General features: G+C 56.7%; 26 protein-coding genes and 1 tRNA gene. 15 read left to right on the top strand and 12 right to left on the bottom strand.

Translation table 11 applies throughout. From position 1 onward, the window contains the following. Positions 1-3: 3 nt before the first annotated feature. Positions 4-1,230 carry an MFS transporter gene (locus tag AC2FLE_RS04825; RefSeq protein ID WP_496695543.1) on the bottom strand — a complete coding sequence of 409 codons (1,227 nt, stop codon included), beginning with the start codon at positions 1,228-1,230 and terminating at the stop codon, positions 4-6. Between the two features lie 96 nt (positions 1,231-1,326). On the opposite strand from AC2FLE_RS04825, the gene AC2FLE_RS04820 reads away from it, so the two are divergent. The 4 genes from AC2FLE_RS04820 to AC2FLE_RS04805 are packed head-to-tail and all read left to right on the top strand — an operon-like array spanning position 1,327 to position 3,424. Continuing rightward, entirely contained in the window at positions 1,327-1,959 is a 633-nt protein-coding gene (locus tag AC2FLE_RS04820) for a DNA-3-methyladenine glycosylase family protein (protein ID WP_496695542.1), read from the top strand. Further along, entirely contained in the window at positions 1,956-2,621 is a 666-nt protein-coding gene (locus AC2FLE_RS04815) for an alpha/beta hydrolase (protein ID WP_142633653.1), read from the top strand. The genes AC2FLE_RS04820 and AC2FLE_RS04815 overlap by 4 nt, the downstream gene beginning before the upstream one ends. A gap of 3 nt (positions 2,622-2,624) precedes the next feature. Beyond that, positions 2,625-3,128, top strand: a complete 504-nt coding sequence (locus AC2FLE_RS04810) for a GNAT family N-acetyltransferase (protein ID WP_496695540.1) — start codon at positions 2,625-2,627, stop codon at positions 3,126-3,128. Continuing rightward, positions 3,122-3,424 (top strand): putative quinol monooxygenase, encoded by a 303-nt coding sequence (locus AC2FLE_RS04805; RefSeq protein WP_496695539.1) that lies wholly within the window; start codon positions 3,122-3,124, stop codon positions 3,422-3,424. Before AC2FLE_RS04810 ends, AC2FLE_RS04805 begins: the two co-directional genes overlap by 7 nt. A 2-nt stretch (positions 3,425-3,426) precedes the next feature. Here AC2FLE_RS04805 and AC2FLE_RS04800 read toward each other — a convergent pair whose 3' ends face one another. Then, a complete protein-coding gene (locus AC2FLE_RS04800) occupies positions 3,427-3,852 on the bottom strand; it encodes a VOC family protein (RefSeq protein ID WP_496695537.1) in 426 nt (141 codons plus the stop codon). Between the two features lie 31 nt (positions 3,853-3,883). Next, complete coding sequence (locus AC2FLE_RS04795) at positions 3,884-4,489, bottom strand: pseudouridine synthase (protein ID WP_496695536.1); 606 nt, start codon at positions 4,487-4,489, stop codon at positions 3,884-3,886. A gap of 211 nt (positions 4,490-4,700) precedes the next feature. On the opposite strand from AC2FLE_RS04795, the gene AC2FLE_RS04790 reads away from it, so the two are divergent. Next, positions 4,701-5,288 carry an HNH endonuclease gene (locus AC2FLE_RS04790; RefSeq protein ID WP_496695534.1) on the top strand — a complete coding sequence of 196 codons (588 nt, stop codon included), beginning with the start codon at positions 4,701-4,703 and terminating at the stop codon, positions 5,286-5,288. Here AC2FLE_RS04790 and AC2FLE_RS04785 read toward each other — a convergent pair. Both AC2FLE_RS04785 and AC2FLE_RS04780 read right to left on the bottom strand, forming a co-directional pair. Beyond that, positions 5,285-5,752 carry a disulfide bond formation protein B gene (locus AC2FLE_RS04785; protein ID WP_496695533.1) on the bottom strand — a complete coding sequence of 156 codons (468 nt, stop codon included), beginning with the start codon at positions 5,750-5,752 and terminating at the stop codon, positions 5,285-5,287. The two genes, AC2FLE_RS04790 and AC2FLE_RS04785, sit on opposite strands and share 4 nt — an antisense overlap. Next, positions 5,749-6,327, bottom strand: coding sequence for a YqaA family protein (locus AC2FLE_RS04780; RefSeq protein WP_281972062.1), 579 nt, complete (start codon positions 6,325-6,327; stop codon positions 5,749-5,751). The genes AC2FLE_RS04785 and AC2FLE_RS04780 overlap by 4 nt, the downstream gene beginning before the upstream one ends. A gap of 145 nt (positions 6,328-6,472) precedes the next feature. On the opposite strand from AC2FLE_RS04780, the gene AC2FLE_RS04775 reads away from it, so the two are divergent. From AC2FLE_RS04775 to AC2FLE_RS04760, 4 genes are all read left to right on the top strand, one after another. Next, positions 6,473-6,558, top strand: a tRNA-Leu gene (locus AC2FLE_RS04775). A gap of 398 nt (positions 6,559-6,956) precedes the next feature. Further along, positions 6,957-7,925, top strand: a complete 969-nt coding sequence (locus tag AC2FLE_RS04770; protein WP_142633669.1) for a TAXI family TRAP transporter solute-binding subunit — start codon at positions 6,957-6,959, stop codon at positions 7,923-7,925. A gap of 101 nt (positions 7,926-8,026) precedes the next feature. After that, positions 8,027-10,636, top strand: a complete 2,610-nt coding sequence (locus AC2FLE_RS04765) for a TRAP transporter permease (protein WP_496691202.1) — start codon at positions 8,027-8,029, stop codon at positions 10,634-10,636. Next, positions 10,633-11,064: a universal stress protein gene (locus AC2FLE_RS04760; protein ID WP_271947228.1), complete on the top strand. Its 432-nt coding sequence runs from the start codon at positions 10,633-10,635 to the stop codon at positions 11,062-11,064. Before AC2FLE_RS04765 ends, AC2FLE_RS04760 begins: the two co-directional genes overlap by 4 nt. A gap of 1 nt (position 11,065) precedes the next feature. Here the strand turns inward: AC2FLE_RS04760 and AC2FLE_RS04755 are convergent, their stop codons facing one another. From AC2FLE_RS04755 to AC2FLE_RS04745, 3 genes are read right to left on the bottom strand one after another with little or no spacing between them, the layout of a single operon-like run. Then, positions 11,066-12,106, bottom strand: a complete 1,041-nt coding sequence (locus AC2FLE_RS04755) for a lipocalin-like domain-containing protein (RefSeq protein WP_496695530.1) — start codon at positions 12,104-12,106, stop codon at positions 11,066-11,068. Continuing rightward, positions 12,096-14,510, bottom strand: coding sequence for an ABC transporter permease (locus AC2FLE_RS04750; RefSeq protein WP_496695528.1), 2,415 nt, complete (start codon positions 14,508-14,510; stop codon positions 12,096-12,098). The genes AC2FLE_RS04755 and AC2FLE_RS04750 overlap by 11 nt, the downstream gene beginning before the upstream one ends. After that, a complete protein-coding gene (locus AC2FLE_RS04745) occupies positions 14,507-15,154 on the bottom strand; it encodes an ABC transporter ATP-binding protein (protein ID WP_281994586.1) in 648 nt (215 codons plus the stop codon). Before AC2FLE_RS04745 ends, AC2FLE_RS04750 begins: the two co-directional genes overlap by 4 nt. A gap of 160 nt (positions 15,155-15,314) precedes the next feature. Here AC2FLE_RS04745 and AC2FLE_RS04740 point away from each other — a divergent pair, with 160 nt between their 5' ends. Beyond that, a complete protein-coding gene (locus AC2FLE_RS04740; RefSeq protein WP_271947221.1) occupies positions 15,315-15,749 on the top strand; it encodes an ion channel in 435 nt (144 codons plus the stop codon). On the opposite strand, the gene cls is transcribed toward AC2FLE_RS04740, so the two are convergent. Continuing rightward, positions 15,746-17,158: a cardiolipin synthase gene (gene cls / locus AC2FLE_RS04735; protein ID WP_496695526.1), complete on the bottom strand. Its 1,413-nt coding sequence runs from the start codon at positions 17,156-17,158 to the stop codon at positions 15,746-15,748. The two genes, AC2FLE_RS04740 and cls, sit on opposite strands and share 4 nt — an antisense overlap. Before the next feature lie 59 nt (positions 17,159-17,217). Beyond that, entirely contained in the window at positions 17,218-18,279 is a 1,062-nt protein-coding gene (locus AC2FLE_RS04730) for an AI-2E family transporter (protein WP_496695524.1), read from the bottom strand. Positions 18,280-18,453: 174 nt separating this feature from the next. Between AC2FLE_RS04730 and AC2FLE_RS04725 the strand changes: the two genes are divergently transcribed. Both AC2FLE_RS04725 and AC2FLE_RS04720 read left to right on the top strand, forming a co-directional pair. Then, positions 18,454-19,317 carry a YihY/virulence factor BrkB family protein gene (locus tag AC2FLE_RS04725; RefSeq protein WP_142633688.1) on the top strand — a complete coding sequence of 288 codons (864 nt, stop codon included), beginning with the start codon at positions 18,454-18,456 and terminating at the stop codon, positions 19,315-19,317. 120 nt (positions 19,318-19,437) lie between these two features. Beyond that, complete coding sequence (locus AC2FLE_RS04720; protein WP_142633690.1) at positions 19,438-19,623, top strand: hypothetical protein; 186 nt, start codon at positions 19,438-19,440, stop codon at positions 19,621-19,623. 2 nt (positions 19,624-19,625) lie between these two features. Here the strand turns inward: AC2FLE_RS04720 and AC2FLE_RS04715 are convergent, their stop codons facing one another. Beyond that, positions 19,626-20,342, bottom strand: a complete 717-nt coding sequence (locus AC2FLE_RS04715) for an RlmE family RNA methyltransferase (RefSeq protein ID WP_142633692.1) — start codon at positions 20,340-20,342, stop codon at positions 19,626-19,628. After that, positions 20,342-21,454 carry a Ppx/GppA phosphatase family protein gene (locus tag AC2FLE_RS04710; protein WP_142633694.1) on the bottom strand — a complete coding sequence of 371 codons (1,113 nt, stop codon included), beginning with the start codon at positions 21,452-21,454 and terminating at the stop codon, positions 20,342-20,344. The genes AC2FLE_RS04715 and AC2FLE_RS04710 overlap by 1 nt, the downstream gene beginning before the upstream one ends. Positions 21,455-21,695: 241 nt before the next feature. On the opposite strand from AC2FLE_RS04710, the gene AC2FLE_RS04705 reads away from it, so the two are divergent. Genes AC2FLE_RS04705 through AC2FLE_RS04695 form a run of 3 tightly spaced genes read left to right on the top strand, consistent with a single transcriptional unit; the run spans position 21,696 to position 24,016 of the window. Continuing rightward, positions 21,696-21,992: a virulence factor gene (locus AC2FLE_RS04705; protein WP_142633696.1), complete on the top strand. Its 297-nt coding sequence runs from the start codon at positions 21,696-21,698 to the stop codon at positions 21,990-21,992. 26 nt (positions 21,993-22,018) lie between these two features. After that, a complete protein-coding gene (locus tag AC2FLE_RS04700; RefSeq protein ID WP_496696090.1) occupies positions 22,019-22,945 on the top strand; it encodes a methylenetetrahydrofolate reductase in 927 nt (308 codons plus the stop codon). A gap of 9 nt (positions 22,946-22,954) precedes the next feature. Continuing rightward, complete coding sequence (locus AC2FLE_RS04695; RefSeq protein WP_496695521.1) at positions 22,955-24,016, top strand: methyltetrahydrofolate cobalamin methyltransferase; 1,062 nt, start codon at positions 22,955-22,957, stop codon at positions 24,014-24,016. Positions 24,017-24,114 lie beyond the last annotated feature (98 nt).

The following is a 24,114-nucleotide window of genomic DNA, read 5'->3' as shown; positions in this document are numbered from 1 at the left end:
ACCTCAGACCGTTTCGGGATCGGACGGGCGCAGAACCAACCAAAGCAGTGCGCCCCCAGCCAGAGTCAACAATGGAACCATGGCAAGGTTTACCGCGGTCCAGCCTTCAACCGGTGAGCCGCCAGAGCAGTTCATCAACCCACCCGAAGCAAGCGAAGCCAGTGTTACACCACCGAATACCAGCAGGTCGTTCAGACCCTGCATGCGGCCACGCTCGTTGATATCATGCGATGCCGCCAACATGGTGGTCGCGCCAATAAAGCCAAAATTCCAACCGACGCCCAGCAAGATCAGAGCGATGAAGAAGTTCTCGAGCTCAACCCCTTGCAAGGCGACAACGCCAGCACCGGCAAGGATTGCCAGACCAAGAGCTACGATCTTTTCGACGCCGAAACGGGCAATCAACTGGCCGGTGAAGAAACTGGGGATGTACATGGCGAGAACGTGAAAAGAGACCACATCTGCCGCGTCATTGGCTGTGTAGCCACAACCAACCACTGCCAGCGGAGTGGATGTCATGACCAGATTCATCAACGCATAAGAAACCATTGCGCAGATGATGGCCACGGCGATGCGCGGCGTCTTTAGCATCTCAAGCCGTGTGCGTCCGGTCGGGGCCCCCTCAGCGGCTTTTGCAGGCGTGGGGATGTCCAGAAAGAAAAACAAGACCGAGCCCAGAATGTTGAGCGCAATTACCGCCAGATAGGTGCCTAGGAATGGAATCACATAGGCGGTTGAGGTCAGCTTAACGATTTGGGGGCCGATGAGAGCGGCGGCCAGACCGCCGGCCATGACGTATGAGATTGCCTTAGGGCGAAACGCGTCCGAGGCTGTGTCCGCGGCGGCAAAGCGATAGAATCCGTGCGCGCTCATATAGATGCCGGTCAGCAGACTGCCCGCCAGAAAGACCGGGAACGAGGCCAGATACAAACCGTAGGCCCCAACCAGACCCCCGCAGGCACCTGCCGTTGCCCCAACCAGAAACCCTGCGCGCCGTCCCCAGCGTTGCATTATGGCGGAAATCGGCGTTGCCGCCAGCATTGACCCCAGCACGATCAGCGAGATGGGCAGGGTTGCGAGACAGGCATTGGTGGCCAGCGACTGCCCGGCCAGACCGCCAACAATAAAGATCATCGGCATCTGCGATCCCAGAATGGCCTGAGCTGCGACCAGAACAGCGACATTACGCTTGGCCTGACTGTTATCCGGGATCGTGGGTGTCATTGTCATGCGCCAATGCGTAGCGATGAAAGCCGGGTCATACAAGACGGTTGCATCTGCGACAAAGCACCCTAACGTGCTGCTGACCAAATTACCGGAGCGCGCATGTCCGTCGGACGTATCATTGAAACCCCCGATTGCGTGGACGAGGGGGCCAAATGGCTGGCGGATATCTGTCCGCGCATGGCTTTTGCGATGGACCAGACCGGACCTCTGCCGCTGCGCCGGCGCCCTGACGGGTTTGCCCAGCTGCTCAGCGCGATCGTCAGCCAACAGGTCAGCGTGGCCTCGGCCAATGCCATTTGGAAACGCCTGCAGGATGCAAAGTTGACCGGCCCACGCAAAATCATGTGGGCCAAGGATGAGGATTTGCGCGCGGTGGGCCTAAGCCGCCAAAAGATCAGATATGCCCGGGCGCTTGCGGAGGCTCGTATTGATTACAAAGCGTTACGCGACGCACCTGATGAGGATGTTGTGGCGATCCTGACCGAAGTTTCAGGCATAGGCGTCTGGACTGCCGAGATTTACGCGATGTTTTCTCTGGGCCGTGCCGATGTGATTGCGCCGGGCGACCTTGCGCTGCAAGAGGCCGCGCGCATCCTCTATGATTTACCCAAGCGCCCTACGGATAAAGAACTGCGCCAGATGGCCGAAGCGTGGTCACCCTGGCGGTCGGTTGCAGCGCGGGTGTTGTGGGCCTATTACCGGGTCGCAAAAGAACGAGAAGGGATCAGATGACACGGGTTTTGAATGCGCTCCGAAAAGAGCCGGTTTCGGGCGATACACGCTCGGTCGTGGTGTTCGTGCATGGCTATGGCGCCAACGGGGCCGACTTGCTGGGGCTGGCCGATGTGTTGGGCGAGCATCTACCGGACACTCTGTTCGTTGCCCCTGACGCGCCCGAGCAGATCCCGGGTATGCCCAATGGCTTTCAGTGGTTCCCGATCCCGTGGATTGATGGCTCTTCCGAAGAAGAATCGCGCCGCGGGATGGAAATGGCGGCGGATGACTTCGACGCTTTCCTCGATGCGTTGATGGTGGACGAAGACGTTCTGCCCGAGCAGGTGGTTCTGTTCGGATTTTCGCAAGGCACGATGATGAGCCTCCATGTCGCCCCGCGCCGCGAGGACCCAGTGGCCGGGATAGTAGCCATTTCAGGACGCCTTCTGGAACCCGATCTGTTGCCGGATGAAACAGTCAGCCGCATGCCGGTCCTACTGGTACATGGCGACGCCGATGACGTCGTGCCGCCACAATCATTGCCCGAAGCCGCCGAGGCCCTGCAAGCAGCTGAGTTCAAAGAGGTCTATGCCCATGTCATGAAGGGCACCGGCCACGGTATTGCCCCGGATGGTCTTAGCGTCGCACTGGCTTTCATGCGTGACAAGCTGAGCCTTTAAGCAATGATTGCGGTCCGCCCCATGATGCCCGAGGATGTCGCAGCAGCTTGCGATTTGCTCAACCAGATCATCGCCATTGGTGGTACGACCGCGAATGAAACCCCTTTCTCTGAAGCGCAGTTTGCGCAGAGCTATCTGGAGGGGCAGGATAAGATATGCTGCCACGTGGCGCTGGATCAGGCCGGAGAGGTCGCCGGGTTTCAATGGCTAGGGGTGAATGACAGGCTTCCCGACGATTGCGGGGATATCGCCACATTCTCGCGCCGTGAACCGCATTTGAAAGGGGCAGGGCGTGCCCTGTTTGCAGAAACGTCCAAATTTGCGGCAAGGCTCGGCTTGAAATATCTCAACGCAACCATTCGCGCCGACAATGCCCCTGGTCTTGGATATTATGGCAAGATGGGGTTTCGGGATTACTCGGTGGCTTATGGTGTCCCGTTAAAGGATGGAACGCCGGTCGACCGGATTTCCAAACGGTATGAACTGAGGAAGGACACGCTGTGCTGATCGTGACGGGAACAGTTGAAGTCGCGCCGGAAGGTGTTGAAAAAGCTGCCAAAGCCGCGCAAGAGATGGTCGCCGAGACAGTCAAGGAACCGGGTTGTCTGGTTTATGAGTTCAGCCAAATTCTGGGTCATGCCAATCGGTTTCGGATCTACGAAGAATGGGAAAGCCAGGCCGCGCTCGAGGCGCATTTTGCCACGCCGCATAAGGCGAGGTTTCAGGAGGTTCTGGGCACGGTCGGAGTGACCGAAAGTCAGATCTATCGCATCACCGGCGGCGACAAGAAGCCGCTGCGGTGATCCTAACCCCATAAGGTGGGCTCGGCGAATTCGATGGAGTTTCCGGACGGGTCGCGAACGTAGAGTGACAATGCTCCGTTCGGCCATTCGAATTCAGCGTCTACCGGCACGTTCCAGTCAATCAGGTGTTTGCGCATCATCTCGATTTGGGCGCGCGCCATGGCAAAGCAGACATGGCCTGGACCTTCGGCGCCATGTGCGGGAACGGGCAGGCGCGGGTTGCTCGGCGGCTTTTTCGTCTCCGCCGCGTTGAACAGCAGCAACACCGAACCGCCCACCCTGTAAAACACATGCCGGTTGGCGACGCGCTGGATTTGCTCTAGCGCCAGAACATCACCATAGAAATGCTCTGCTGCATCCAGGTCGCCCACATAAAGTGACGCCTCTAAAAGGCCAGTTGGCTGCGGAATGTCAGGTGTTACCTTCATCCCTGTATCCTAGCACAAATGGGCGTTTCGGTCACCGACGCGGGCGCCGGTCCCGTTTTTGTGGTGGGGGTGAGCTCAGGGTTGGTGCAGGCAGGCTGTCCCACTTTCCGGGCTCTAACCCGTCCAATGTCCAGTCACCGATCCGGGCGCGGATCAGGCGCAGGGTCGGGTGCCCCACGGCCGCTGTCATTCGGCGCACTTGCCGGTTGCGGCCTTCGCGCAGGACCAATTCAACCCAACAATCCGGCACTGTCTGCCGCACTCTGATCGGCGGATCGCGTGGCCATAACTCGTCGGGCTGATCCATCAATCGCGCCTTGGCGGGGCGGGTCATGCCGTCCTTCAGCTCAACACCCTCGCGCAGCGCCTTCAGGGCGGCGGCGTCAGGCAGCCCTTCGACCTGCACCCAATAGGTCTTGGCCATTTTATGTTTGGGGTCGGCAATCTGCGCCTGCAGACGGCCATTGTCCGTCAACAGCATCAAACCTTCGCTATCACGGTCCAATCGCCCGGCCGGATACACGTCCGGCAGATCAATGAAATCCGACAGCGTACTGCGCGGAGACTCCGCATTCGCGCGATCCGTGAACTGCGGCAATACATTGAATGGTTTATTGAAGCGGATGAACCAGGACATTCACCCGCCATAGCCCGGCGATCGAATTGGTGCAACCTGTGGATAACTGTCATCGGCCCGTTACGGATTCGGAATACTCAATCCCCGAGATATTGTGGAAACTCAGGGCTTGTCAGAGCTTTAACACGATATATAGTAAAGCTAAGGCCGGGGCGGGGGTTCTCCGCTCTGATGTCAAAAGAGGCAGAGCAGAGCGTGGAGCGATTCTGATATGGACGGAGACTTCAGGACCGAATTTGTCAGGGAACCCGGTGCGCTCAAGCATCATCCGGCATTGGTTTTGAACGCCGATTACCGCCCCTTGTCCTACTATCCACTATCGCTCTGGCCGTGGCAGGAGGCCATAAAAGCTGCCTGGCTGGACAGGGTGGATATCGTCGCCGAATATGACGAAGTTGTTCGCAGCCCGAGCACCGAGATACGAATACCCTCGGTCGTTGTGCTGAAAGATTATGTAAAACCCAGAAAGCGCGTGGCCTTCACGCGCTTTAATTTATTTCTGAGGGACGAATTCCGCTGCCAGTATTGCGGCAGCCGTGGTGATCTGACCTTTGACCACGTTATCCCACGCGCTGCGGGGGGCGTAACAAGCTGGCAGAACGTTGTGGCGGCCTGCAGCCCTTGCAACCTGCGCAAAGGGTCGAAATCACTGCGGCAGGCACGAATGTCGCTGCGCAAACCGCCGCGCCAGCCGGATGCCGAGGCGTTGCGCAACGTGGGACGTAAATTCCCGCCGAACCACCTGCATGACAGTTGGATCGACTTTCTCTATTGGGATGCGGAACTGGACGAGCTCTAACGGCCTTCACGCCACGCGGCGAACCAGAGCAGAACCAGAACGAAAGACAAAGCGGCATTCCATCCGGCCATGGAAACACCAAAAAACTCCCATGGAATATCATCACAGCGTACCAGTGGTGCCGACATGATCTGATCCAGCAGTTCTTCTGCCGACAGACCGCCGATGCTGCTTGATGTGCAGCTTGACGGACCTTCCCACAAACCGCGTTCTACACCAGCGTGATAGACACCAATGACCGCAGTGGTCAGCGCCGCCAGTGCACCCAATAGGGGCAAGACAGAATGTCGTGGCAATGCCAGCGCCACAGCGCCGATCAGGATGGCGACGCCATGTGGATAGCGTTGCCAAATGCACAGTTTGCAAGGTGGAAGCCCACCAAGATACTGAAAGGCAAAGGCGCCAAGTAACAACGCCATAGACCCAAGCGTCGCAATCAGGATCAGTAAATTTCGTCGTGTCATAAGAATTTCACCGCTAGGAAACCGCCAAACAGAAGGATGATAAACAGGGAAAACATTAGGCCCAGCCGCTTTTCTATAAAGCTGCGGATCGGCTCTCCGAAGCCCCAAAGCAAACCTGCGACAATGAAAAACCGTATCGCTCGGGCCAGAATCGAGGTGGCAATGAAGGTGCCCAGGGGCATCCCTGTCCAGCCGGACATGATGGTGATGACCTTATAGGGAAAAGGCGTAACCCCAGCGGCCAGAACAGCCCAGAAACCAAAGTCATTGAACCGTGTGTTGAACTCTTCCATGGCGTGGGCTTTGCCCATGGATTCAAGGATGGGCTGACCGAGGCTTTCATAAAAGAACGCGCCGATTGCATAGCCTAACATTCCGCCCAAAACCGAAGCTACCAGTGCTACAGAAGCAATCAGCCAGGCCCGGGAGGGTCGGGCAAGGATCATGGGAATCATCAGAACGTCCGGCGGTATCGGAAAGAAAGAGCTTTCGATGAAGGAAACAATAGCCAGCGCCCACAAGGCATTCGGGTGTTCTGCCAGACGAATGGTCCAGTCATAAAGAGGTCGCAGCATCAGGTGCAATTTCCCTGTACATGTGTTGGGTAAGCCAAATCATGCGCCCCGCAGGCCGTCAACCTTGCAGGCTGGAACATTCCTCAATCAGGGTGTTTTTTGCCTCTGGACCTTCTCGATTTTGAACGCTAATTCAGTGTCCGTGGCCCAAGTGGCGGAATGGTAGACGCAGGGGATTCAAAATCCCCCGGTAGTGATACCGTGCCGGTTCGAGTCCGGCCTTGGGTACCAAAGTAAAAACAGAGGGTTAGGGGAACCTGCCTTCTGTTTTTTCTTTCCGGCAGTTCTAATTGCTCGCATTCCCAACTCACACTTTCGCGTTCTGGTCAGAATTTCCGATGTCAAAAGCGCATAATTGGATGTGTTTGCGGTCACTGCGGGGCAGATGCGCAAGAAAAGCTTCAAAGGCGGGGAAAATTCAGGGGGGCTTGTCAAATCTGAGGATACGCCTGCTTTGGTGACCTGCTGGCCTTGACAAGCTAATGCTCAGAATGAAACCTCTTACGGGTTGGGAGATTCTGAAAAATCAAAGATATGCCTGCTGCATAGCGGGCGTTGTTGCATATCGCAGGGCCATTTATCCGGCGCTTTGATGTGTCTCCCACCAGAAAAATAATGGGAGTTCACTTATGAAAAACAGCAGCAAGCTTAGCCTCGGCGCGGTTGTCACGGCGGCTCTGATGGCGCCTGCGGCCTATGCCGAAGAGTTTATCACGATCGGCACAGGTGGCGTGACCGGGGTGTATTACCCAACTGGCGGTGCAATCTGTCGTCTGGTCAACAAAGGGCGCAAGGAACATGGCGTGCGCTGCTCGGTCGAATCGACCGGCGGTTCCGTGTACAACATCAACACCATTCGCGAAGGCGAGCTGGAGTTTGGTGTCGCGCAGTCCGACTGGCAGTACCACGCCTATAACGGCAGCTCGAAATTCGAAGAGGCCGGCCCGTTTGAAAACCTGCGCGCCGTCTTCTCGGTTCACCCCGAACCGTTTACCGTTGTGGCCCGTGCCGATTCCGGTGTGACCAATTTCGAAGACCTGAAAGGCAAGCGCGTAAATATCGGTAACCCCGGTTCCGGTCAGCGTGGCACCATGGAGGTTCTGCTGGGCGAAATGGGCTGGTCCACTGACGATTTCGAACTGGCGACCGAACTGAAAGCGGCGGAACAGTCCGCAGCCCTGTGCGACAACCAGATTGACGCAATGGTCTATACCGTGGGTCACCCCTCGGGCTCGATTCAAGAAGCCACGACGGCTTGCGACTCGGTTCTGGTCAATGTCAGCGGCGAGGCCGTGGACAAGCTGGTCAACGACAACTCGTTCTACCGTACAGCTACCATTCCCGGCGGCATGTACCGCGGGTCGGATGGTGATACCGCGACATTCGGCGTTGGCGCGACCTTCGTGACTTCGGCGGACGTGTCGGATGATGCGGTTTATGCGGTTGTCAGCTCGGTTTTCGAGAACTTCGATGACTTCAAAAAGCTTCACCCGGCATTTGCCAACCTCAAGCCCGAAGAGATGATCGCGGACGGCTTGTCAGCCCCGCTGCATCCGGGTGCCGAGAAGTACTATAAAGAAAAAGGCTGGATTCAATAAGCCAGACCTGACGTGGGGTGCCCGTCGGGCGCCCCGCACAAAACCCGTATCAAGCGGGTGATTCAGAAGGCCGCAAATGGCCACGACGGGGAGACATTTTCATGAGTTCCGAGACACAATCGAACCGCCCGCTATCCGAAGAAGAACTACAGGATCTGGTCGCATCTTCAGATGCCGGAGGGCGTAATCCGGTTGGGAATGTAGGCGTTTTCCTTGCGATCGTGGCGGCGATCTGGTCGATCTTTCAGGTCGTACTTGCTTCGCCCCTGGCGAACTATGTGTTGCCCGGCAGCGTGGTTAACAATTCGCGTCAGTTTCACCTGGCCTTTGCTATGTTTCTGGCCTTTGCAGCCTATCCGGCGCTGAAATCCAGCCCACGGGATTATATCCCTGTGCAAGATTGGATCATGGGCCTTCTGGGCGCGTTTGTGGCGCTGTACGGATATTTCTTCTATACCAAGATCGTCGATGCCGGAGGGCTGGCAGACAACACTGACAAGTGGATCGCGCTGGGTGGGCTATTGCTGTTGTTCGAGGCCGCGCGCCGTGCGCTTGGCCCGGCGATGGCGATCATTGCGACGATCTTTTTGGCCTATGTCTTCTTTGGATCATCCGAATGGGTGCCCGAAGTCATCCGCTGGAAAGGCGCTAGCCTGAAAAAGGCGATGAGCCACATGTGGATCACCTCCGAGGGCGTGTTCGGTATCGCCTTGGGTGTTTCGACCAAGTTTGTATTCCTGTTTGTTCTGTTTGGCGCCTTGTTGGATAAGGCCGGGGCAGGGAACTATTTCATCAAGATGGCCTTTGGCGCGCTGGGTCACCTGCGCGGCGGCCCCGCCAAGGCGGCGGTTGTGGGCTCAGCTGCGACCGGCCTGATCTCGGGCTCGTCCATCGCAAACGTTGTGACCACTGGTACCTTCACCATTCCATTGATGAAACGTGTTGGGTTCAGCAGCGAACAAGCAGGTTCGGTCGAGGTCGCCAGTTCGGTGAACGGGCAGATCATGCCACCCGTCATGGGCGCTGCAGCCTTCTTGATGGTAGAATATGTGGGTATTTCCTATGTCGAGGTGATCACCCACGCCTTCCTGCCAGCGGCGATCTCATACATTGCTCTGGTCTATATCGTGCATCTCGAAGCCGTAAAGCGGAACATGCCCACATTGGGCGACCGCGAAGTGAAGCTGGCACGTACCGTGGTTGGTATGTTCTCGTTCTTCATTGTTTTTGCTGGGCTCTGCTATGGCTCTCAATTCCCTGTGGAGGCGGTGACAAATTGGATGCCGAACTCGGCCGGTCTGGTCCTCAGCCTGATCATCTGCGCAATTTACGTGGCGCTGCTGTATCTGGCCGCACAGGTGCCCGATCTGGAACCCGATGACCCGAATGCCAAAGAGGTGACGCTGCCGGTCATTAGCGAGATCTACAAGGCCGGTCTGCATTACCTTCTGCCGATCATCGTGCTGGTCTATTTCCTGATGATTGAACAGAAATCGCCCGGTCTTTCGGCCTTTTGGGCCACGTCCTTGCTGTTTGTGATCCTGCTGACGCAGAAACCGCTGAAGGCGATGTTCCGGGGGCAAAGCAACCTCTACAACGCGTTCATCGACGGTGTCGCGGATCTGTGGCAGGGCATGATCGACGGCGCGCGCAACATGATCGGTATCGCGCTGGCGACGGCCACGGCGGGTGTGATCGTGGGAACCGTTACCCTTACCGGTGTGGGCCAAGTGATGGCCGATCTGGTCGAGTTCCTGTCTGGCGGCAATCTGATCCTGATGCTGATCATGGTCGGTATCCTCAGCCTGATCCTGGGCATGGGCCTGCCGACCACTGCGAACTATATCGTCGTCAGTTCTTTGATGGCCGGTGTGGTCGTGGAGCTGGGCGCGCAGAGCGGGCTGATTGTGCCGCTGATCGCGGTGCATCTGTTTGTCTTCTACTTTGGCATCATGGCGGATGTGACGCCGCCTGTGGGGCTGGCCAGTTTCGCCGCTGCTGCCGTATCGGGGGGCGATGCGATAAAGACCGGATTCATCGCCTTCTTCTATAGCCTGCGCACGGTCGCGTTGCCGTTTGTCTTCATCTTCAACACAGACCTTCTGTTGATTGATGTGACCTGGGTCGAAGGGATAATCGTTGCGATATTTGCGACGATAGCGATCCTTGTCTTTACGGCGGGCACGATGGGCTACTTCCTGACCCGCAGCCGGATCTATGAAAGCGTTGCCTTGGTCGCGGTTGCTTTCGCACTATTCCGTCCGGATTACTTTATGGACAGGATTTCACCCCCATATCAGACCGTTGAACCGGCAGCTTTCACCGAAACGATCGGGGAAACACCGCCCGGAACCGAGGTGCGTCTGGTCATCAGCGGCCCGGATTTCGACACGCTTGAGATGGTGGATACCACGGTTGTCGTCTCTGTCGGCGACGAAGACGGCGGTCCTGCACGGGTTGATGCGATGGGTCTACTGCTGATCGAAGAGGACGGTCTGATCAAGCTGGAAGAGCCGCTGTTCGGCGCGCCTGTTGCCGATGATCTGAGCATCTTCGACTATTACGGGGATGAGGCCGTGCGCCTGACCTCGGTCAGCCTGCCGTCAAGCCAGCCACCCAAGCAGCTGGTTTATATCCCGGCGATGATCCTGTTGGGTCTGATCGCCTTCCTGCAACGCGGCCGTGCCGCCAGACAAGGGGTGCCCGCATGACACGTTCTGTTCTGTGTGCTGTTGATATCAGCAATGGCAAAATTGATGGCCCGGTCCTTCAAAAGGCCGCTGCATTGGCCGATTTGGAGGGGGCGCAGCTGGATGTGGTCAGTGTTCTGCCCGATTTTGGAGAAAGCTGGGTGTCCGGCTTTTTCCAGGCGGATTTCCATGAAAAGGCTTTGGCCGAGGCGCAGAAACAACTGACTGAGCTGTGCGCATCAACATTGGGCAGTGAGCGCAATGAAAAGATCCGCCATGTGGTGGCCACGGGCACGGCCTATCAGGAGATCCTGAAAACCGCAGAAAGCGCCGGATCTGACCTGATCGTCATTGGGGCGCATAAGCCGGACTTCAAGGATTACCTGCTGGGTCCGAATGCTGCGCGCGTCGTGCGGCATTCGACAGTCTCGGTCTACGTGGTGCGATGATCTAATACCCGGTCATTTCAAGATAGCCACGGCCTGAATGGCTGCCTGAGACCGTAACGGGCCCCTCCCAATAGGCAAAGCGGGTTGCCATCCAGGCTTTGGGTGTCAGGGCGCTGACGACAATATCCACCCCGCGGGCGGGGAGTGTGACACGCCATTCAATCGGGATATCCCGGTCGGCGACATGAGCGGTCTGAAGCGGTTCAAAAGAAACAGAGCCATCGGCAAGCGCGGTGGTTTCGCCATCATTGCCGATCCACGTGGCAGAGGTGAAATCCTCAGCCTCTCCTCGCAGGCGAAAGGCCATCAGCTTGTCGCCGCCTTCAAAGCTGAGCGAGAACCAATCCCATCCGCTTTGATCCTCGGCCAAGGGCTGCGAGGACCATTCCCGATCCAGCCAACCCTGTCCGGTTACCGCAACATCCCCATCCGGCAGATGCACTGTGCCTGTCAGGTCGAAAAACGGCTGTGAATAGTAATGACTTGCCTGCCCCTGCGTAGACTTGACCGAATACCCGGCATCCCCGTGAAAGACCAAAGGCCCCGTTGCGCGCATTGACAGATCGTATCCGAACTCAGAACCGTTGGCCCTAATCTTCAGCGCATTAAAGTCGGTTCCGCGCATGTACCATTCGTCGATCCAGGCTTCGAATGGGGTGGCGGTTACCCCGGCCTGACCGATACCGCCCCGCGACAGACGTTCAGCAAAGTAATGGGCATCAGGAGTGGTCAAGGCGGCATGGCCCAACCACAACTGCGGACTTTGCCAGGATTGCTCTTCATAGGGTTTCAGCGCCGAGCGGAACAACGTCCATTGCACACCGTAATCGCGCCCGTCTTCTCCTTTCAGGTTTGCGGTCAGATACCACCATTCGATCTTGAAAGTGGGATGGGGACCGTGATCCTGCGGAAAGCTCAACTGATACCCAAGCTGGGGGACGTCGAACCCGTCGGCCTCACCTCCAAGACCGGAAAAGCCCTGCGCCCGAAGTTGGGCGGGCAATAGCAGGGCCAGAATTAGGAACCAGGCTTTAGCGTTCATTGGCAAACACTCTTAACAACTCGGCAGGCGGGATGCGCAGCAACCGAAGGGCTGGAACCGCAGCGGCGATAACAGCGGCCAGTAAGGTCAGAAGAAATAGATAGAACCAGTCGCTTGGGAATAGGTACATTGGTAACCGCCAGCCAAACGCCTCGACATTGATGACCGTCAGCAACGTCCAGGCCAGAACCAACCCAAGCGGCAAGGCCAGCGCAGCGGTCAGAGAGGCGAGAAGCACGCTCTGCGTCAGTTCAAACCGCGCCAGCTGCGCCCGCGTCAGGCCAAGCGCCCAGACCGGCGCGATCTGTGGAAGCCGTTGCGTCCAAAGCGTCAGCAGGCTGGTCAGAATTGCAAATCCAGCAACCCCGAGCGTCAGGATATTCAGCGCAGAGGTCACCACAAATGTGTCTTCGAAGATTTCCGTGGATCGGGCCTTCATGTCAGCTTGATGAACGACTGCCTGCGGAGGAAGGTCAAATTCCGCCCGAAGCCTTTCGGCAACATCGCTGGCTTGATCAGGGGGCATGCGAACGCCATATCGCCGTTCCTCGGTATTGGGTGCGATGTCTTCCAAAAGCTCCATCGACACGATGGCTTGTCCGGTTGGATTGCCATAATCAGAATAGACCCCTGCAATGACCAGCTTGTGACCCGGGCGGAGCGTGATTTGATCTCCGGGCCACAGACTGGATCTGCGCGCAAGCTGTTCGTTGATCAGAACGGCGGTTCCGGACATCACCTGATCCCATACTCCGGGCACTGAGGCGATCAGCGGCCAGTTTTCTTGATAAACCGGATTGTTCACCACCCCGTAAAGAAACAAGGGGCCGCTTCCGTGCGACAGCTCGACGCTGCGGATCGGCAAAACGGCGTCGACCTGAGGCAGCAGCCATTTCTTGATGTCCTGCGCCTGTTGTTCGTCGGATGCGGTTATATACAGTTCTGATGTCAGTCGTTGGTCAAGCCACCCGGTAAATGTCAGCCGGAAACTCGACACCATGGTGCCCACGCCGATGTTCGCGGCCAATGCCAACATCAATGCCATCAGGGCCAAAGAGAGACCGGGCAGTTGCGCCTGCATGTCGGCGAATACCCATTGTCTGACCGGGCCGTTCTGTAGCTTCTGAAGTCCGGTTACTGCGATCAGCAAGAGAAACGGTAAAATCAACGCAGAACCCGTCAGGATTCCGGCAACCAGCACGAACCCTGCGACCAAACCGTCGGCCACAAAGATTGAAACGATCCCCAACCCAATCAGGAATACTCCGATCAGAGCCAATCTTTTGGTTGCAGTGTCATCCCCCCGCCAGGCCTGCGGACCCGGGCTTGATAACAGCGGCAGCCGAGCCAATCGGAACAAAGCCTGAGAACTGGCCAAGAGCGTTCCGAACAGGGCCATGGCCAAGCCCGCGAGAACCCAGTGCAGTTGAAGCGATAGCTGACCTTCAACTGGTGCACCATACAACCCGCGTAGTGTGGATGCCACGTCGGGCAGCAAGGCCCCGGCCAGCAAGAACCCCAGGACCAGACCGGCGCCCCCTCCAATCAGGGCCAACAGCGACAGTTCGGCCAGGATGATCCAGATGATCCGGCGCATCGATACGCCCAGCGCACGGATTGTCCGGATGATCGCTCGGCGCTGCGCAAAAGCCAACCCGACGGTGCCATGGACGATGAACAGCCCAACGGCAAAGGACAAAAGCGCGAAGGCAGAGAGGTTGAGGTGGAAGCTCTCTGTCAGTTGAGCCGTGTCCAATCTGGTTGAGGCTGCAATTCGTGTCAGATCAGGAGCGATCTGCTCAAGCGGAGGGATCGCTCGGGGTTGATCAGGCAGGATGACCAGACGTGAAATCTGCCCCTTTTTGTCAAGCAGCTGTTCGGCGATGCCAATATCGGTAAAGACCAGATCAGGCGGCAGCGCGTCGCTGGACAGGATCGGCGGCAGGTCGCTGGCTTGCTCCAGAACCTGGGCCAGTTCCGGCGCGACCAGTATCCTGCCGGGCGCGGTCAGCATGTCTGCGGGATCGGGCGGCGTATCGCTTTGTTCCAGACGGCTAAGGGCGGGCAGGGGTGGAAAGGCGACCATGTCGACCCCCATGACCTGCAGATTGCGCCCGCTATGGCGCCAACGCCCCTCAAGCACCGCAGCGACCTGCCAGCCAGCCCGACGCAAGCTGACATAATGGTCGATCGTCAAATTCCCCGAGGTGGCGTGCAATTCATCGTATTGACCAAATGAGAGTTGATCATTGGCCCGTTGATAGCTTGCCCGGGCCTCGGAATTTATGGCTTGAACTGCCGACCATAGCCCGGTCGCAAGCGCAATGCCGGTCAACAAGGTTAACAGCTGAAGCCAATGGGCACGCCAGTGCGACACCAACGCCTGTATGATGGCCAAAGTCACGAGATTAGGCCGCCGGACAGGCGGACCTGCCGATCCAGACGGGCCGCGATGTCCTGCGAATGTGTCACCAAAAGCAGGGCGGCGCTGGTTTCGGCGACCAGCGCAAGCATCAAATCCAATACATTAGTGCTTGCGACCTCATCCAGATTTCCTGTTGGTTCATCCGCGAGCAAAAGACTGGGGCGCGGCGCAAGGGCGCGTCCGATGGCAACGCGTTGCTGCTGGCCGCCTGACAGGTTCTCGGGAAAGCGGTCCAGCAGGTCCCGCAATCCCAGTTTGTCAGCAAGATGATCGCACCAGTCCGGATCATGTTTACTGGCAAGCCTGGCATGGAAGGACAGGTTTTGGCCGACCGTCAACGACGGGATCAGATTGAACTGTTGGAATACCAGCGCCACACGCTCGCGCCGAAGGGCTGCGCGCCCGGTATCGTCTAGTGTAGACAGGTTGGTTCCGCCCAGTGAGATTTCGCCCGCATCGAATATGTCCAGCGCACCTGCGAGATTTAGAAGCGTGCTTTTGCCACTGCCACTTTCCCCGGTTAGGGCAAGCGTTTGGCCATGGTCTAACGACAGAGATACTCCGTTCAAAATCGGTCGACCGTTTGCATATGATTTATGGACATCAGTTATTGTAAGCAGCATTCATAGGCGCCCTGTATTCTGCCATTCACAATTTGCAGCCGACCGAAGCGGTGTCCAGTTCAATGGGGCAATCGTTTCCATTCGTCGCAGACGCAGGGTTGCCCAATCCTGCATTTGAAGCGATTGTGACGAGACCTAAAAACAGAGGGGATGGGCGCCGGTGACCTTATCCGAGCAGATTATCTGGGGAAGCGTTTATTTGGGTATCTGCTTTTTGATCGAAATTGCCCTGCTGACTTGGTGCATGCAGATCATCCGCGTGATGTCGATCAAACTGGAAAAAAGCAAAAGGTTCGTCACCATTGCAAGCCCGCTGACTATCGCGCTGATTTTTATCGTGATGATCCATACCTTTCAGGTCTGGCTTTGGGCGATTGTCTGGGTCTTTGGGGATGTTCTGGCAGACTGGAACTCGGCGCTGTATTTCTCTCTGGTTACGTTCACAACGCTGGGTTACGGCGACATTGTTCTGGACGACGGGCTGCGCATTTTTGGTGCCTTTGCCTCGGTCACCGGGCTTTTGGCATTTGGGCTGTCCACAGCCTTTTTGGTCGCGGTCATGTCGCGGGTGCTGCAGGAAGAGTCGATCCTTTAAAGGATTGGTGCGAACAACCGCGCCAGAGGCGAGCCGAACCGAATATAGGCCGGTTGTTCGGGTAAGGTTTTGTCCAGCTCATAGCTGGATTCAAAGTCCATCAGCAGCATGTTGTGAACCGCATGGGCCGCGTCTTTGTCAAAGAACAGGGCCATCGCCTCAAAATTCAGGCGGAAAGAGCGATTGTCCAGATTGGTGGTGCCGACAGCGGTCAGAGTGTCGTCCACCAGAAATACTTTTTGATGCATGAATCCATCAGTGTACCGGTAGACCCGCGCGCCGCATTCCCTGATCTCGTCGAAATAGGCAAAGGCCGCCAGCCAAGGTAAGCGGTGATCAATCACGTCGGGAACCAGAATGCGAACATCTACCCCGCGCATTGCGGCGTGGCGTAGTGCGGTCATGATGTCGATATCAGGAACGAAATAGGGGGATGCGATCCACAATCGTTCCTTTGCTTCCGTGATTGCAGAAAAGAACATCATGGCGCCGGTTTCGGTTTCGTCCCCCGGACCTGTGGCGACGAGAAGGGCGTTCATGTCCTGATCAGATTCCTGACCCGCCCAGGCCAGTTGATCTATCAGGTCTTCTTGATGCGCCCAGTACCAGTCCTCCGTAAAGATCAGTTGTAGTTGGCGCACGATATGTCCAGTCAGCCTTATGTGTGTGTCCCGCCAATGTCCGAACTTTGCGGACTGACCGAGATATTCGTCGCCGACATTGTGGCCGCCGATAAAGCCGATTTCACCGTCTATGATCACCGTTTTCCTGTGATTGCGATAGTTTAGCTGAAATCGCTGCCCTGGATGACGCTTTTCATGCTGACCGGCAACGTGAATTCCCGCCGCGCGCAGCGACGTGATGTAGCTTGTCGGTAGGCCATAACTGCCCACGGCGTCGGTCATAAAGCGAACTTGCACGCCGCGCTCTGCGGCGGCGATCAGTTTGCTTTGCAGTTGCCGCCCCAATCCGTCATCACGCACGATGTAGAATTGGACAAGCACATAGTCCTGAGCCGCGTCGATAGCCTGAAAGATAGCGTCAAAGGTTGCCTGCCCATCGACAAGCAATTCTGCACCGTTGCCGCGTGATATGGGTAGATGCGCAAGCTCTTCGAAAGGGAGTGGGTTGATCGTAATCATGCCCGGATCTGGGCGCGAAAAATCCGCAAAGCTCTTTATCCCTTCGACAACAGTCTCAGCGTGCTTTCGGGCCATGCGATACCCGCGAAAACGATGATGTCCCAGAAACAAGTACAGTGGTACGCCAGCTATCGGTGCCGAGATCAAAAAGACCACCCATCCCACGGCACCCTGGGGTGTGCGCGCTGTTTGAGCGGCGCGTATCGAAAAGACCGCGGCGGTCAGGTACAAACATAGGACAAAGAGGGAAACAAAGAGTGTCAGCATAGATGATTCGATCCTGGCATTTTCCTTAGTGTTTCAAGTTGCATTGGGGATTGGCCTGTTCAGACTGTATTCCCCGATGGTGGCCCTTCGTCGCCGAGTTCACCATTCAGGGACATCAAAATTGCGATCGGGCGCAATGCGGGTATATGGCTGAAGATGATCAGGATGCAGACGGTCAGCGGAACGCTCAGGAAGGCTCCGATCAGACCCCAGACCGTGGTCCAGAACATAAGTGCCAGAATGACGAGAAATGTCGACATGTTCAGCGATCGGCCCAGCATGGCCGGGTCCAGAAAATTACCGATCATGAACTGAAGCGTGCCACAGCCGAAAACTATGATCAGAAACGGCCCGATGCTTTCAAATTGGACCAGCGCAATCGCCGCTGGAAACAAAACGGCAATAATCGACCCAATCGAGGGTATGAAATTCAAGGCAAATGTCAGCACGGCCCATGTCTCGGAATACTCAAGACCAAGGGTTTTGAAGACCACATAGCTGATTCCAGCCGTTATCAGGCTGATAAAGGTCTTCACTCCGACATAACGCTGCAGACTAAAGGAAATCGCGTCCAGAACCAAAGCGAACTCGGCACCGGTTTTAGGGTCACCGGCGGCCATACGGATCTTTTTTCGGAACGCCAGACGTTCGGCCATCAGGAAGGCAACGTAAAGGCTGATGAGGAAAAACTGGTTCAGCAAGGACGTCGCACTGCCCAGCAACATCCGGGCGACGAAAGACATATCAATGTTGACCAGATTGTCCCTGATGAAGGCCGTGATATCGTTGCCCACAAGGTCGTTTATGCGGTTAACGGCCTCGTCGAACTGGCTTTCGTATGTATTGATCGAGCGTGCAAACTGCGTCGCCTGATTGCCCAGAATATACATGATCATGAACAACCCGACCAAAACCACGGTCACTCCAGCCAGGTTAGCCAACCAGACCGGAGCCTTGGTCAGCGCAATAACCCGGTCACTCAGCGCGATGATCAGGACGTTGATCAGCAAGGCCATGGTCAGCGGGATCAGAAAAGCGGAACCTGCATAAAGCCCCAATACGATCAGTGACACGACAATCGCGGTGTCGCGGACAACCGATAGGCGCAACCTGTTCGGCATGCTTGGGTCCTGGTCGCTGGTTGGCATTTTTCGCCCGGCTTTGTGTAGGTTCCGTTTCGATCCTGCACGGGACAAAGGGATTATGCAATGCAACCAAACATTTGGAGTTGGTTAATTGCGTCCAGTCGGGTTTTGCCGGTTCTGGTTCGAATACAGTCAGGGTAGAGTTTTCGGATGACGACAAGTTTGATTCCCCTGACTGGAAGAGTAATTCGAGCCCTTTGGCTGGCCTTGGGGCGATTTGGGGCCAAAAACGGCATGGTCATGAGCAGCCACGTTGCCATGTCCCTGATGCTGGCCCTGTTTCCGTTTGTTCTGTTCACTGTGGCACTGGCTGGTACGCTGTCTCAGGATTATGTCACGGACGAGCTGATCGAACTGATCTTTGGCGCCTGGCCAAAAGATGTCGCCGGCCCGATTGTGGGAGAGTTGCGCTCGGTCCTGGCGGAATCAGGTTCGGGGGTAATTACCCTGGGCGGTTTGCTGGCCATTTTCTTTGCCTCAAACGGCGTAGTTGCGGTGCGGGCGGCCATGAACCAGGCCTATCATGATCATGACGCCTGGCCATTCTGGAAGACACGCTTGCTGTGCCTGGGATTGGTGATTGTTGGCGGGGCGGCCATTCTGGCCATCGCCGCCGTCGAAGTCGTCTTGCCGGTCTACACGCGCCTCGTGTCCGAAAAGACGGATGTTAACGTGTCAGACTGGTTGTCTGTGGATCGATTGCGCTGGACCTTTACTGTCGCGGTTCCTGCGGGCACGGTTATCGTTGCACATCTTGTGCTGCCGACGCGCCGCCATCGGCTGTGGCAAATCCTTCCGGGCGTTGTACTGACACTCGCTCTGTGGGCGATGGGCGGTTGGGGCTTTTCGATCTATATCGGACAGTTCGCCTCGTACAGCGCTACTTATGCTGGTCTTGCGGGGGCGATGGCTGCGTTGATTTTCCTGTATCTATGCGCGGCCATCCTGATTCTGGGCGCTGAATTCAACGGCGCGCTGATGGATTTGCAGGATCAAAGTAACGGACAAACCTAAAGGGCAGGGTAGCCGGGGCTGTAAATAGCAATTCAAAGCCCGGTTTGCGTCATGAAATCGGCACGTTTCTTACCCAAACTGCATGGGACTGTGACCCCATACGCATCAAGGTGAGGCCTCATGACCAAACTGCCCGAAAGCGCGAAATCGCAAAATCCATCGTCGCTGACCCGGCGGATTGAAGAATTACGGGCAAAACCGGCGACGGATATCAGTCACGGTGAAGCATTGTTGTTGCAAGGAAACGCAATATCTTCGCTGCGCGAACAGCGCCTTGCGCGTTCTCTGGCTGACTTCGCAGATTAACTTCAGCCGCGAAATCCTGTTGCCACAACGAATTTTTCCGAACTGTCGGCGCGGGATGCCGGTGGTTTAACATGCGCCACCTTGTCAAACTTCTGTTTCAGAATCTTCTGCAGATCCCCTTCGGCCCCTCCGGCCAGAACCTTGGCGACAAACGTGCCGCCCTGTTCAAGCACATCAAAGGCGAAATAGGCGGCGGTTTCGCACAAGGCCATGATCCGCAAATGGTCGGTTTGTTTATGCCCCGAGGACGCAGCAGCCATATCTGACATCACCACGTCAGCTTTGCCACCCAACCAGTCTTTGACCTTCTGGTCGGCATCGTCCTCCATAAAGTCCAACTGGTGAACCTCGGACCCGGCCACCGGTTCGACCTCTTGTATGTCGACACCCAGAACAGTGCCGATTTTCTTACCGCTTTTCTCACCCAATGCATTAACGCGCTGGACCGCAACCTGCAGCCAGCCGCCTGGGGCGCAACCCAGATCGACGATGCGCGCACCTGGAACTAGGAAGCGGAATTTATCGTCCAGTTCCAATATCTTGAACGCTGCACGCCCACGATAGCCTTCGACCTGCGCGCGCTTGACATAGGGGTCATTCAGCTGACGTTCCAACCACCGGGTCGAGCTGATTTTGCGCCCGCGGGCGGTTTTGACCTTAACCTTCAGGTCGCGCTGCCCGCGGCCCGAATTGTTTTTGCCAGTAGGTGTCTTCGCCATCAGAACGGTCCGTCTTCCAATACACCGTCCGCGCTCATCTGCGCATAAAGCAGGCCTTCGCGCAGCCCCCGATCCGCCACTGAAAGACGGTCGGTTGGCCAACATCGTAACAAAGCCTGCAATATGGCCGAGCCGGACATGATCAGGGCCTGGCGGTCATCGCCGATACGCGGATCTCTCCGCCGCCCCAGTGGGCCGAGTTCTAGATACCCGCGTATCACTTTGTCAATCTGATCGCTTGTCATGCGCAAACCGTCTACCTTGGTCCGGTCATACCGCTTCAATCCCAGATGTGAGGCTGCGACTGTCGTAACCGTGCCACTGGTGCCGACGATCTGAAAACCTTCGCGGGCTTGTTCATCCTTATAAGGCGCAAAATCGGCCAAGTTTTCTTCGAAAAACCAGCTCATCAAAGCAAACCGCGCCGCATCATCTTCGACATCATGGAACTGATCGCGCAGCGTCGCAACGCCGAGGGGAACACTGATCCAATCCACAACCTTGGCTGCAGGAAACGGGCTATCTGTTGTATGAAATCCATTATGCAGACGCATAATCGCCGCCGGGCGATCCCGACGCGGAAGCGAGGATATGTCGATCCAGACAAGCTCTGTCGAACCGCCGCCAATATCCACAACCAACAACTGTTCTGTCTTAGTGGACACCAGCGGGGCACAGGATATTACGGCCAGGCGCGCTTCTTCCTCGGGCTGGATGATCTCAAGCGTCAACCCGGTTTCACCCTTTACCTGGCGAATGAATTCACGTGAATTTTTTGCACGGCGACAAGCCTCGGTTGCGACTAGACGCATCCGCTTGACCTTGTTGCGTTTCAGCTTTTGCTGGCAAATGCGCAACGCTTGAATGGTGCGCGCCATCGACGACCGAGACAAACGCCCCGTCCGCTCTAAGCCCGCGCCCAACTGCACGGATTTAGAGAAACTGTCCACCACATGAAACCCGCTGCCCTTGGGCTGGGCAATTAACATGCGACAGCTATTTGTTCCCAAATCCAGCGCGGCATAAAGCGCATCAGGATCGGGTCTTGCCGGCGCGGGGCTTTCGACCGCCTTCGGGAACGCGCCCGCACCTTTGGGACGCTTGGGCGCCATCTTCAACGCCCTCCGATTTACGAGTTACCCCGACCATAGGTCGGCCTTTTGGTTCGTGCAAGATACTCATTAAAGTGATGAGAATTTTGAGGTGAGGTTTACAGGAACAATTCGTTACAAGCCGTGTATCCCGTTGTAGGTGAAAACGTCGTTTGAAATGCGCCTTGTGTCGAAAATCGACCGACCTGCGACCACATTGAAGTTTAGAACCGGTCCATCTGGTTAGGAGGAATCAAAGCAGATGCCTGACGTCACCATCGTATACTGGCGCGACATTCCCGCCCAAGTCATCGTCGGCAAGGGCCGCCGGGGCGCAAAACGGCAGTTGGAAGAACGGTTCGAGCAAGCCATTGACCGCGCCGCCATGAAGGTGAACGCCAAGGACAGCGATGCCTATCTGGCCGAATGGCGCAAGGCCGCGCCTTTTGCGGTTGAGGGCGATCCGTCCGAAATTGCCGAACAGCAGGCTGTGCGTTTGGAAACGGAATATGATCAGGACCGTATCAAGGCTCTGATCGCCAATGACGGTTGGGCATGAGCTCGAAATCTATATGGGAGGCCGCTATGGCTTTGCTGAACTTCAAGAAACGTGATGCCGCCGAAAACGGTCCGGTAAATCCAACCGTCGAAGCCTTCCTGCAGGGTTATTCGATTGAGGTGATGCCGCGCACCGCCGAGAAGGTCGAGGATTTTCGCGCTTTGTTGCCTGAAGGCACACGCGTCTATATAGCCCATATCGAAGGCACTCCGATCGAAGACATGGTCAAGACCGCCAAGCGCATCGCGGCGGACGGCTATCCTGTTATGCCGCATTTCCCGGCGCGGATCATTAAAGACACGGCGACGCTGGAAAACTGGATTTCTATGTACCAGGGTGAAGCAGGTGTGGATCAGGCGCTGTTGCTGGCCGGTGGTGTCGCGAATCCTCATGGTGATTTCGACAGCTCGATGCAGCTGCTGGAAACTGGTTTGTTTGACAAGGCCGGGTTCAATCGTCTGCACGTCGCGGGCCACCCTGAAGGCAACAAGGACATCGACCCTGACGGATCGACCAAGAATGTTGACGACGCGCTGCGTTGGAAACAGAAGTTCTCTGAGACCACGGATGCCGAAATGGCGCTGGCCACTCAGTTCGCCTTTGACGCCAAACCGATCATCGCCTGGGCCGACAGCCTGAAAGAGGCGGGGATCGACATTCCGGTTCATATCGGCATCGCCGGTCCGGCAAAACTGCAAACACTGATCAAATTCGCCATCGCCTGCGGCGTTGGTCCATCGCTGAAGGTTCTGCAAAAGCGCGCTATGGATGTGTCCAAGCTGCTGCTGCCTTATGAGCCCACGGATGTGATCACCGAATTGGCCAACCACAAAGCGGCCAACCCTGATTTCAATATTGCAAACGTACATTTCTTCCCGCTTGGTGGCATCAAGACAAACGCCAACTGGGCCATCAACAACGGCGGCGCTTCGGCAAAGCCTGTAAACTCCTAAGGATCGGACATGACCCGTACAGTCGTAGAATCAAAAACAAAAACCGCCGTCCTGGGCTTTGACGAACCGTTCTGCGTGATCGGTGAGCGGATCAACCCGACAGGCCGCAAGAAACTGGCGGCGGAACTGGAAGCAGGCGATTTTTCGACCGTTGAAAAGGACGCCCTCGCGCAGGTTGCCGCTGGCGCGACCGTTCTGGATATCAACGCGGGCGTTGTCTACAACTCGAACCCCAACCCGAACGAGACCGAACCGCCGCTGATGCGCAAGATCGTCGAAATGGTGCAGGGGCTGGTCGAAGTGCCGCTGTGTATCGATTCATCGGTTCCGGGAGCTCTGGAAGCGGGTCTTGAGGCGGCAGAGGGCCGTCCGCTGCTGAACTCGGTCACCGGCGAAGAAGATCGTCTGGAACTGGTTCTGCCGCTGGTCAAGAAATACAACGTGCCGGTTGTGGCGATTTCCAACGACGATACCGGGATTTCGGAGGACCCCGATGTGCGGTTTGAAGTTGCCAAGAAGATCGTCCAGCGCGCCGCTGATTTCGGCATCCCGGCCCATGACATCGTGGTCGACCCGCTGGTGATGCCCATCGGCGCAATGGCAACTGCGGGTCAGCAGGTGTTCGCTCTGGTTCGTCGTTTGCGCGAAGAGCTGGGTGTGAACACCACGTGCGGGGCGTCCAACGTCTCGTTCGGTCTGCCGAACCGTCATGGCATCAACAACGCCTTCCTGCCGATGGCGATGGGCGCTGGCATGACCTCAGCGATCATGAACCCGGTGGCTCTGCCGGTTGGTCCCAAGAAACTGGCCGAGAAGAAGGCTGAAGTTGAAGCAAAGGGCATCATCCTGCCTGCGGACATGGATGATGAGACCTTCTGCCAGCTGTTTGGCTTGGGTTCGACCTTGCCGCGCGCCGGTAAAGAGATGGAGGCCATCCGCGCCGCCAACTTGCTGACCAATAACGATCCGCATGGCGGGGCTTGGATCAAGTTCAACAAAGCCCCCAGCGAAGCCGGTGCCGAAGGGACTGGAGGTGGTCGTCGCGGTGGTGGCCGTCGTCGCCGCGCATAAACGTTATAAAACAACATTCTGGCCGGATCTTTTGATCCGGCCTTTTTTGTTTGGCAAATGTGTTTCGTCTGAATGATCGGGGCCGAAACGCCTTGAAC

The organism is Ruegeria sp. CDSA077, assembly GCF_059612265.1.
This window is presented reverse-complemented; position numbering and strand designations above follow the sequence as displayed.

What these genes read in the sequence shown, in the direction of transcription:
- AC2FLE_RS04705 (WP_142633696.1), top strand. Translation starts at nt 21,696, where the DNA reads ATGCCTGACGTCACCATCGTATACTGGCGCGACATTCCCGCCCAAGTC.
- AC2FLE_RS04800 (WP_496695537.1), bottom strand. Translation starts at nt 3,852, where the DNA reads ATGAAGGTAACACCTGACATTCCGCAGCCAACTGGCCTTTTAGAGGCG.
- AC2FLE_RS04745 (WP_281994586.1), bottom strand. Translation starts at nt 15,154, where the DNA reads ATGCTGCTTACAATAACTGATGTCCATAAATCATATGCAAACGGTCGA.
- AC2FLE_RS04785 (WP_496695533.1), bottom strand. Translation starts at nt 5,752, where the DNA reads ATGACACGACGAAATTTACTGATCCTGATTGCGACGCTTGGGTCTATG.
- AC2FLE_RS04815 (WP_142633653.1), top strand. Translation starts at nt 1,956, where the DNA reads ATGACACGGGTTTTGAATGCGCTCCGAAAAGAGCCGGTTTCGGGCGAT.
- AC2FLE_RS04780 (WP_281972062.1), bottom strand. Translation starts at nt 6,327, where the DNA reads ATGCTGCGACCTCTTTATGACTGGACCATTCGTCTGGCAGAACACCCG.
- AC2FLE_RS04825 (WP_496695543.1), bottom strand. Translation starts at nt 1,230, where the DNA reads ATGACAATGACACCCACGATCCCGGATAACAGTCAGGCCAAGCGTAAT.
- AC2FLE_RS04720 (WP_142633690.1), top strand. Translation starts at nt 19,438, where the DNA reads ATGACCAAACTGCCCGAAAGCGCGAAATCGCAAAATCCATCGTCGCTG.
- AC2FLE_RS04715 (WP_142633692.1), bottom strand. Translation starts at nt 20,342, where the DNA reads ATGGCGAAGACACCTACTGGCAAAAACAATTCGGGCCGCGGGCAGCGC.
- AC2FLE_RS04810 (WP_496695540.1), top strand. Translation starts at nt 2,625, where the DNA reads ATGATTGCGGTCCGCCCCATGATGCCCGAGGATGTCGCAGCAGCTTGC.
- AC2FLE_RS04730 (WP_496695524.1), bottom strand. Translation starts at nt 18,279, where the DNA reads ATGCCGAACAGGTTGCGCCTATCGGTTGTCCGCGACACCGCGATTGTC.
- AC2FLE_RS04795 (WP_496695536.1), bottom strand. Translation starts at nt 4,489, where the DNA reads ATGTCCTGGTTCATCCGCTTCAATAAACCATTCAATGTATTGCCGCAG.
- AC2FLE_RS04725 (WP_142633688.1), top strand. Translation starts at nt 18,454, where the DNA reads ATGACGACAAGTTTGATTCCCCTGACTGGAAGAGTAATTCGAGCCCTT.
- AC2FLE_RS04700 (WP_496696090.1), top strand. Translation starts at nt 22,019, where the DNA reads ATGGCTTTGCTGAACTTCAAGAAACGTGATGCCGCCGAAAACGGTCCG.
- AC2FLE_RS04765 (WP_496691202.1), top strand. Translation starts at nt 8,027, where the DNA reads ATGAGTTCCGAGACACAATCGAACCGCCCGCTATCCGAAGAAGAACTA.
- AC2FLE_RS04820 (WP_496695542.1), top strand. Translation starts at nt 1,327, where the DNA reads ATGTCCGTCGGACGTATCATTGAAACCCCCGATTGCGTGGACGAGGGG.
- AC2FLE_RS04760 (WP_271947228.1), top strand. Translation starts at nt 10,633, where the DNA reads ATGACACGTTCTGTTCTGTGTGCTGTTGATATCAGCAATGGCAAAATT.
- AC2FLE_RS04755 (WP_496695530.1), bottom strand. Translation starts at nt 12,106, where the DNA reads ATGAACGCTAAAGCCTGGTTCCTAATTCTGGCCCTGCTATTGCCCGCC.
- AC2FLE_RS04770 (WP_142633669.1), top strand. Translation starts at nt 6,957, where the DNA reads ATGAAAAACAGCAGCAAGCTTAGCCTCGGCGCGGTTGTCACGGCGGCT.
- AC2FLE_RS04695 (WP_496695521.1), top strand. Translation starts at nt 22,955, where the DNA reads ATGACCCGTACAGTCGTAGAATCAAAAACAAAAACCGCCGTCCTGGGC.
- cls (WP_496695526.1), bottom strand. Translation starts at nt 17,158, where the DNA reads ATGCTGACACTCTTTGTTTCCCTCTTTGTCCTATGTTTGTACCTGACC.
- AC2FLE_RS04790 (WP_496695534.1), top strand. Translation starts at nt 4,701, where the DNA reads ATGGACGGAGACTTCAGGACCGAATTTGTCAGGGAACCCGGTGCGCTC.
- AC2FLE_RS04710 (WP_142633694.1), bottom strand. Translation starts at nt 21,454, where the DNA reads ATGGCGCCCAAGCGTCCCAAAGGTGCGGGCGCGTTCCCGAAGGCGGTC.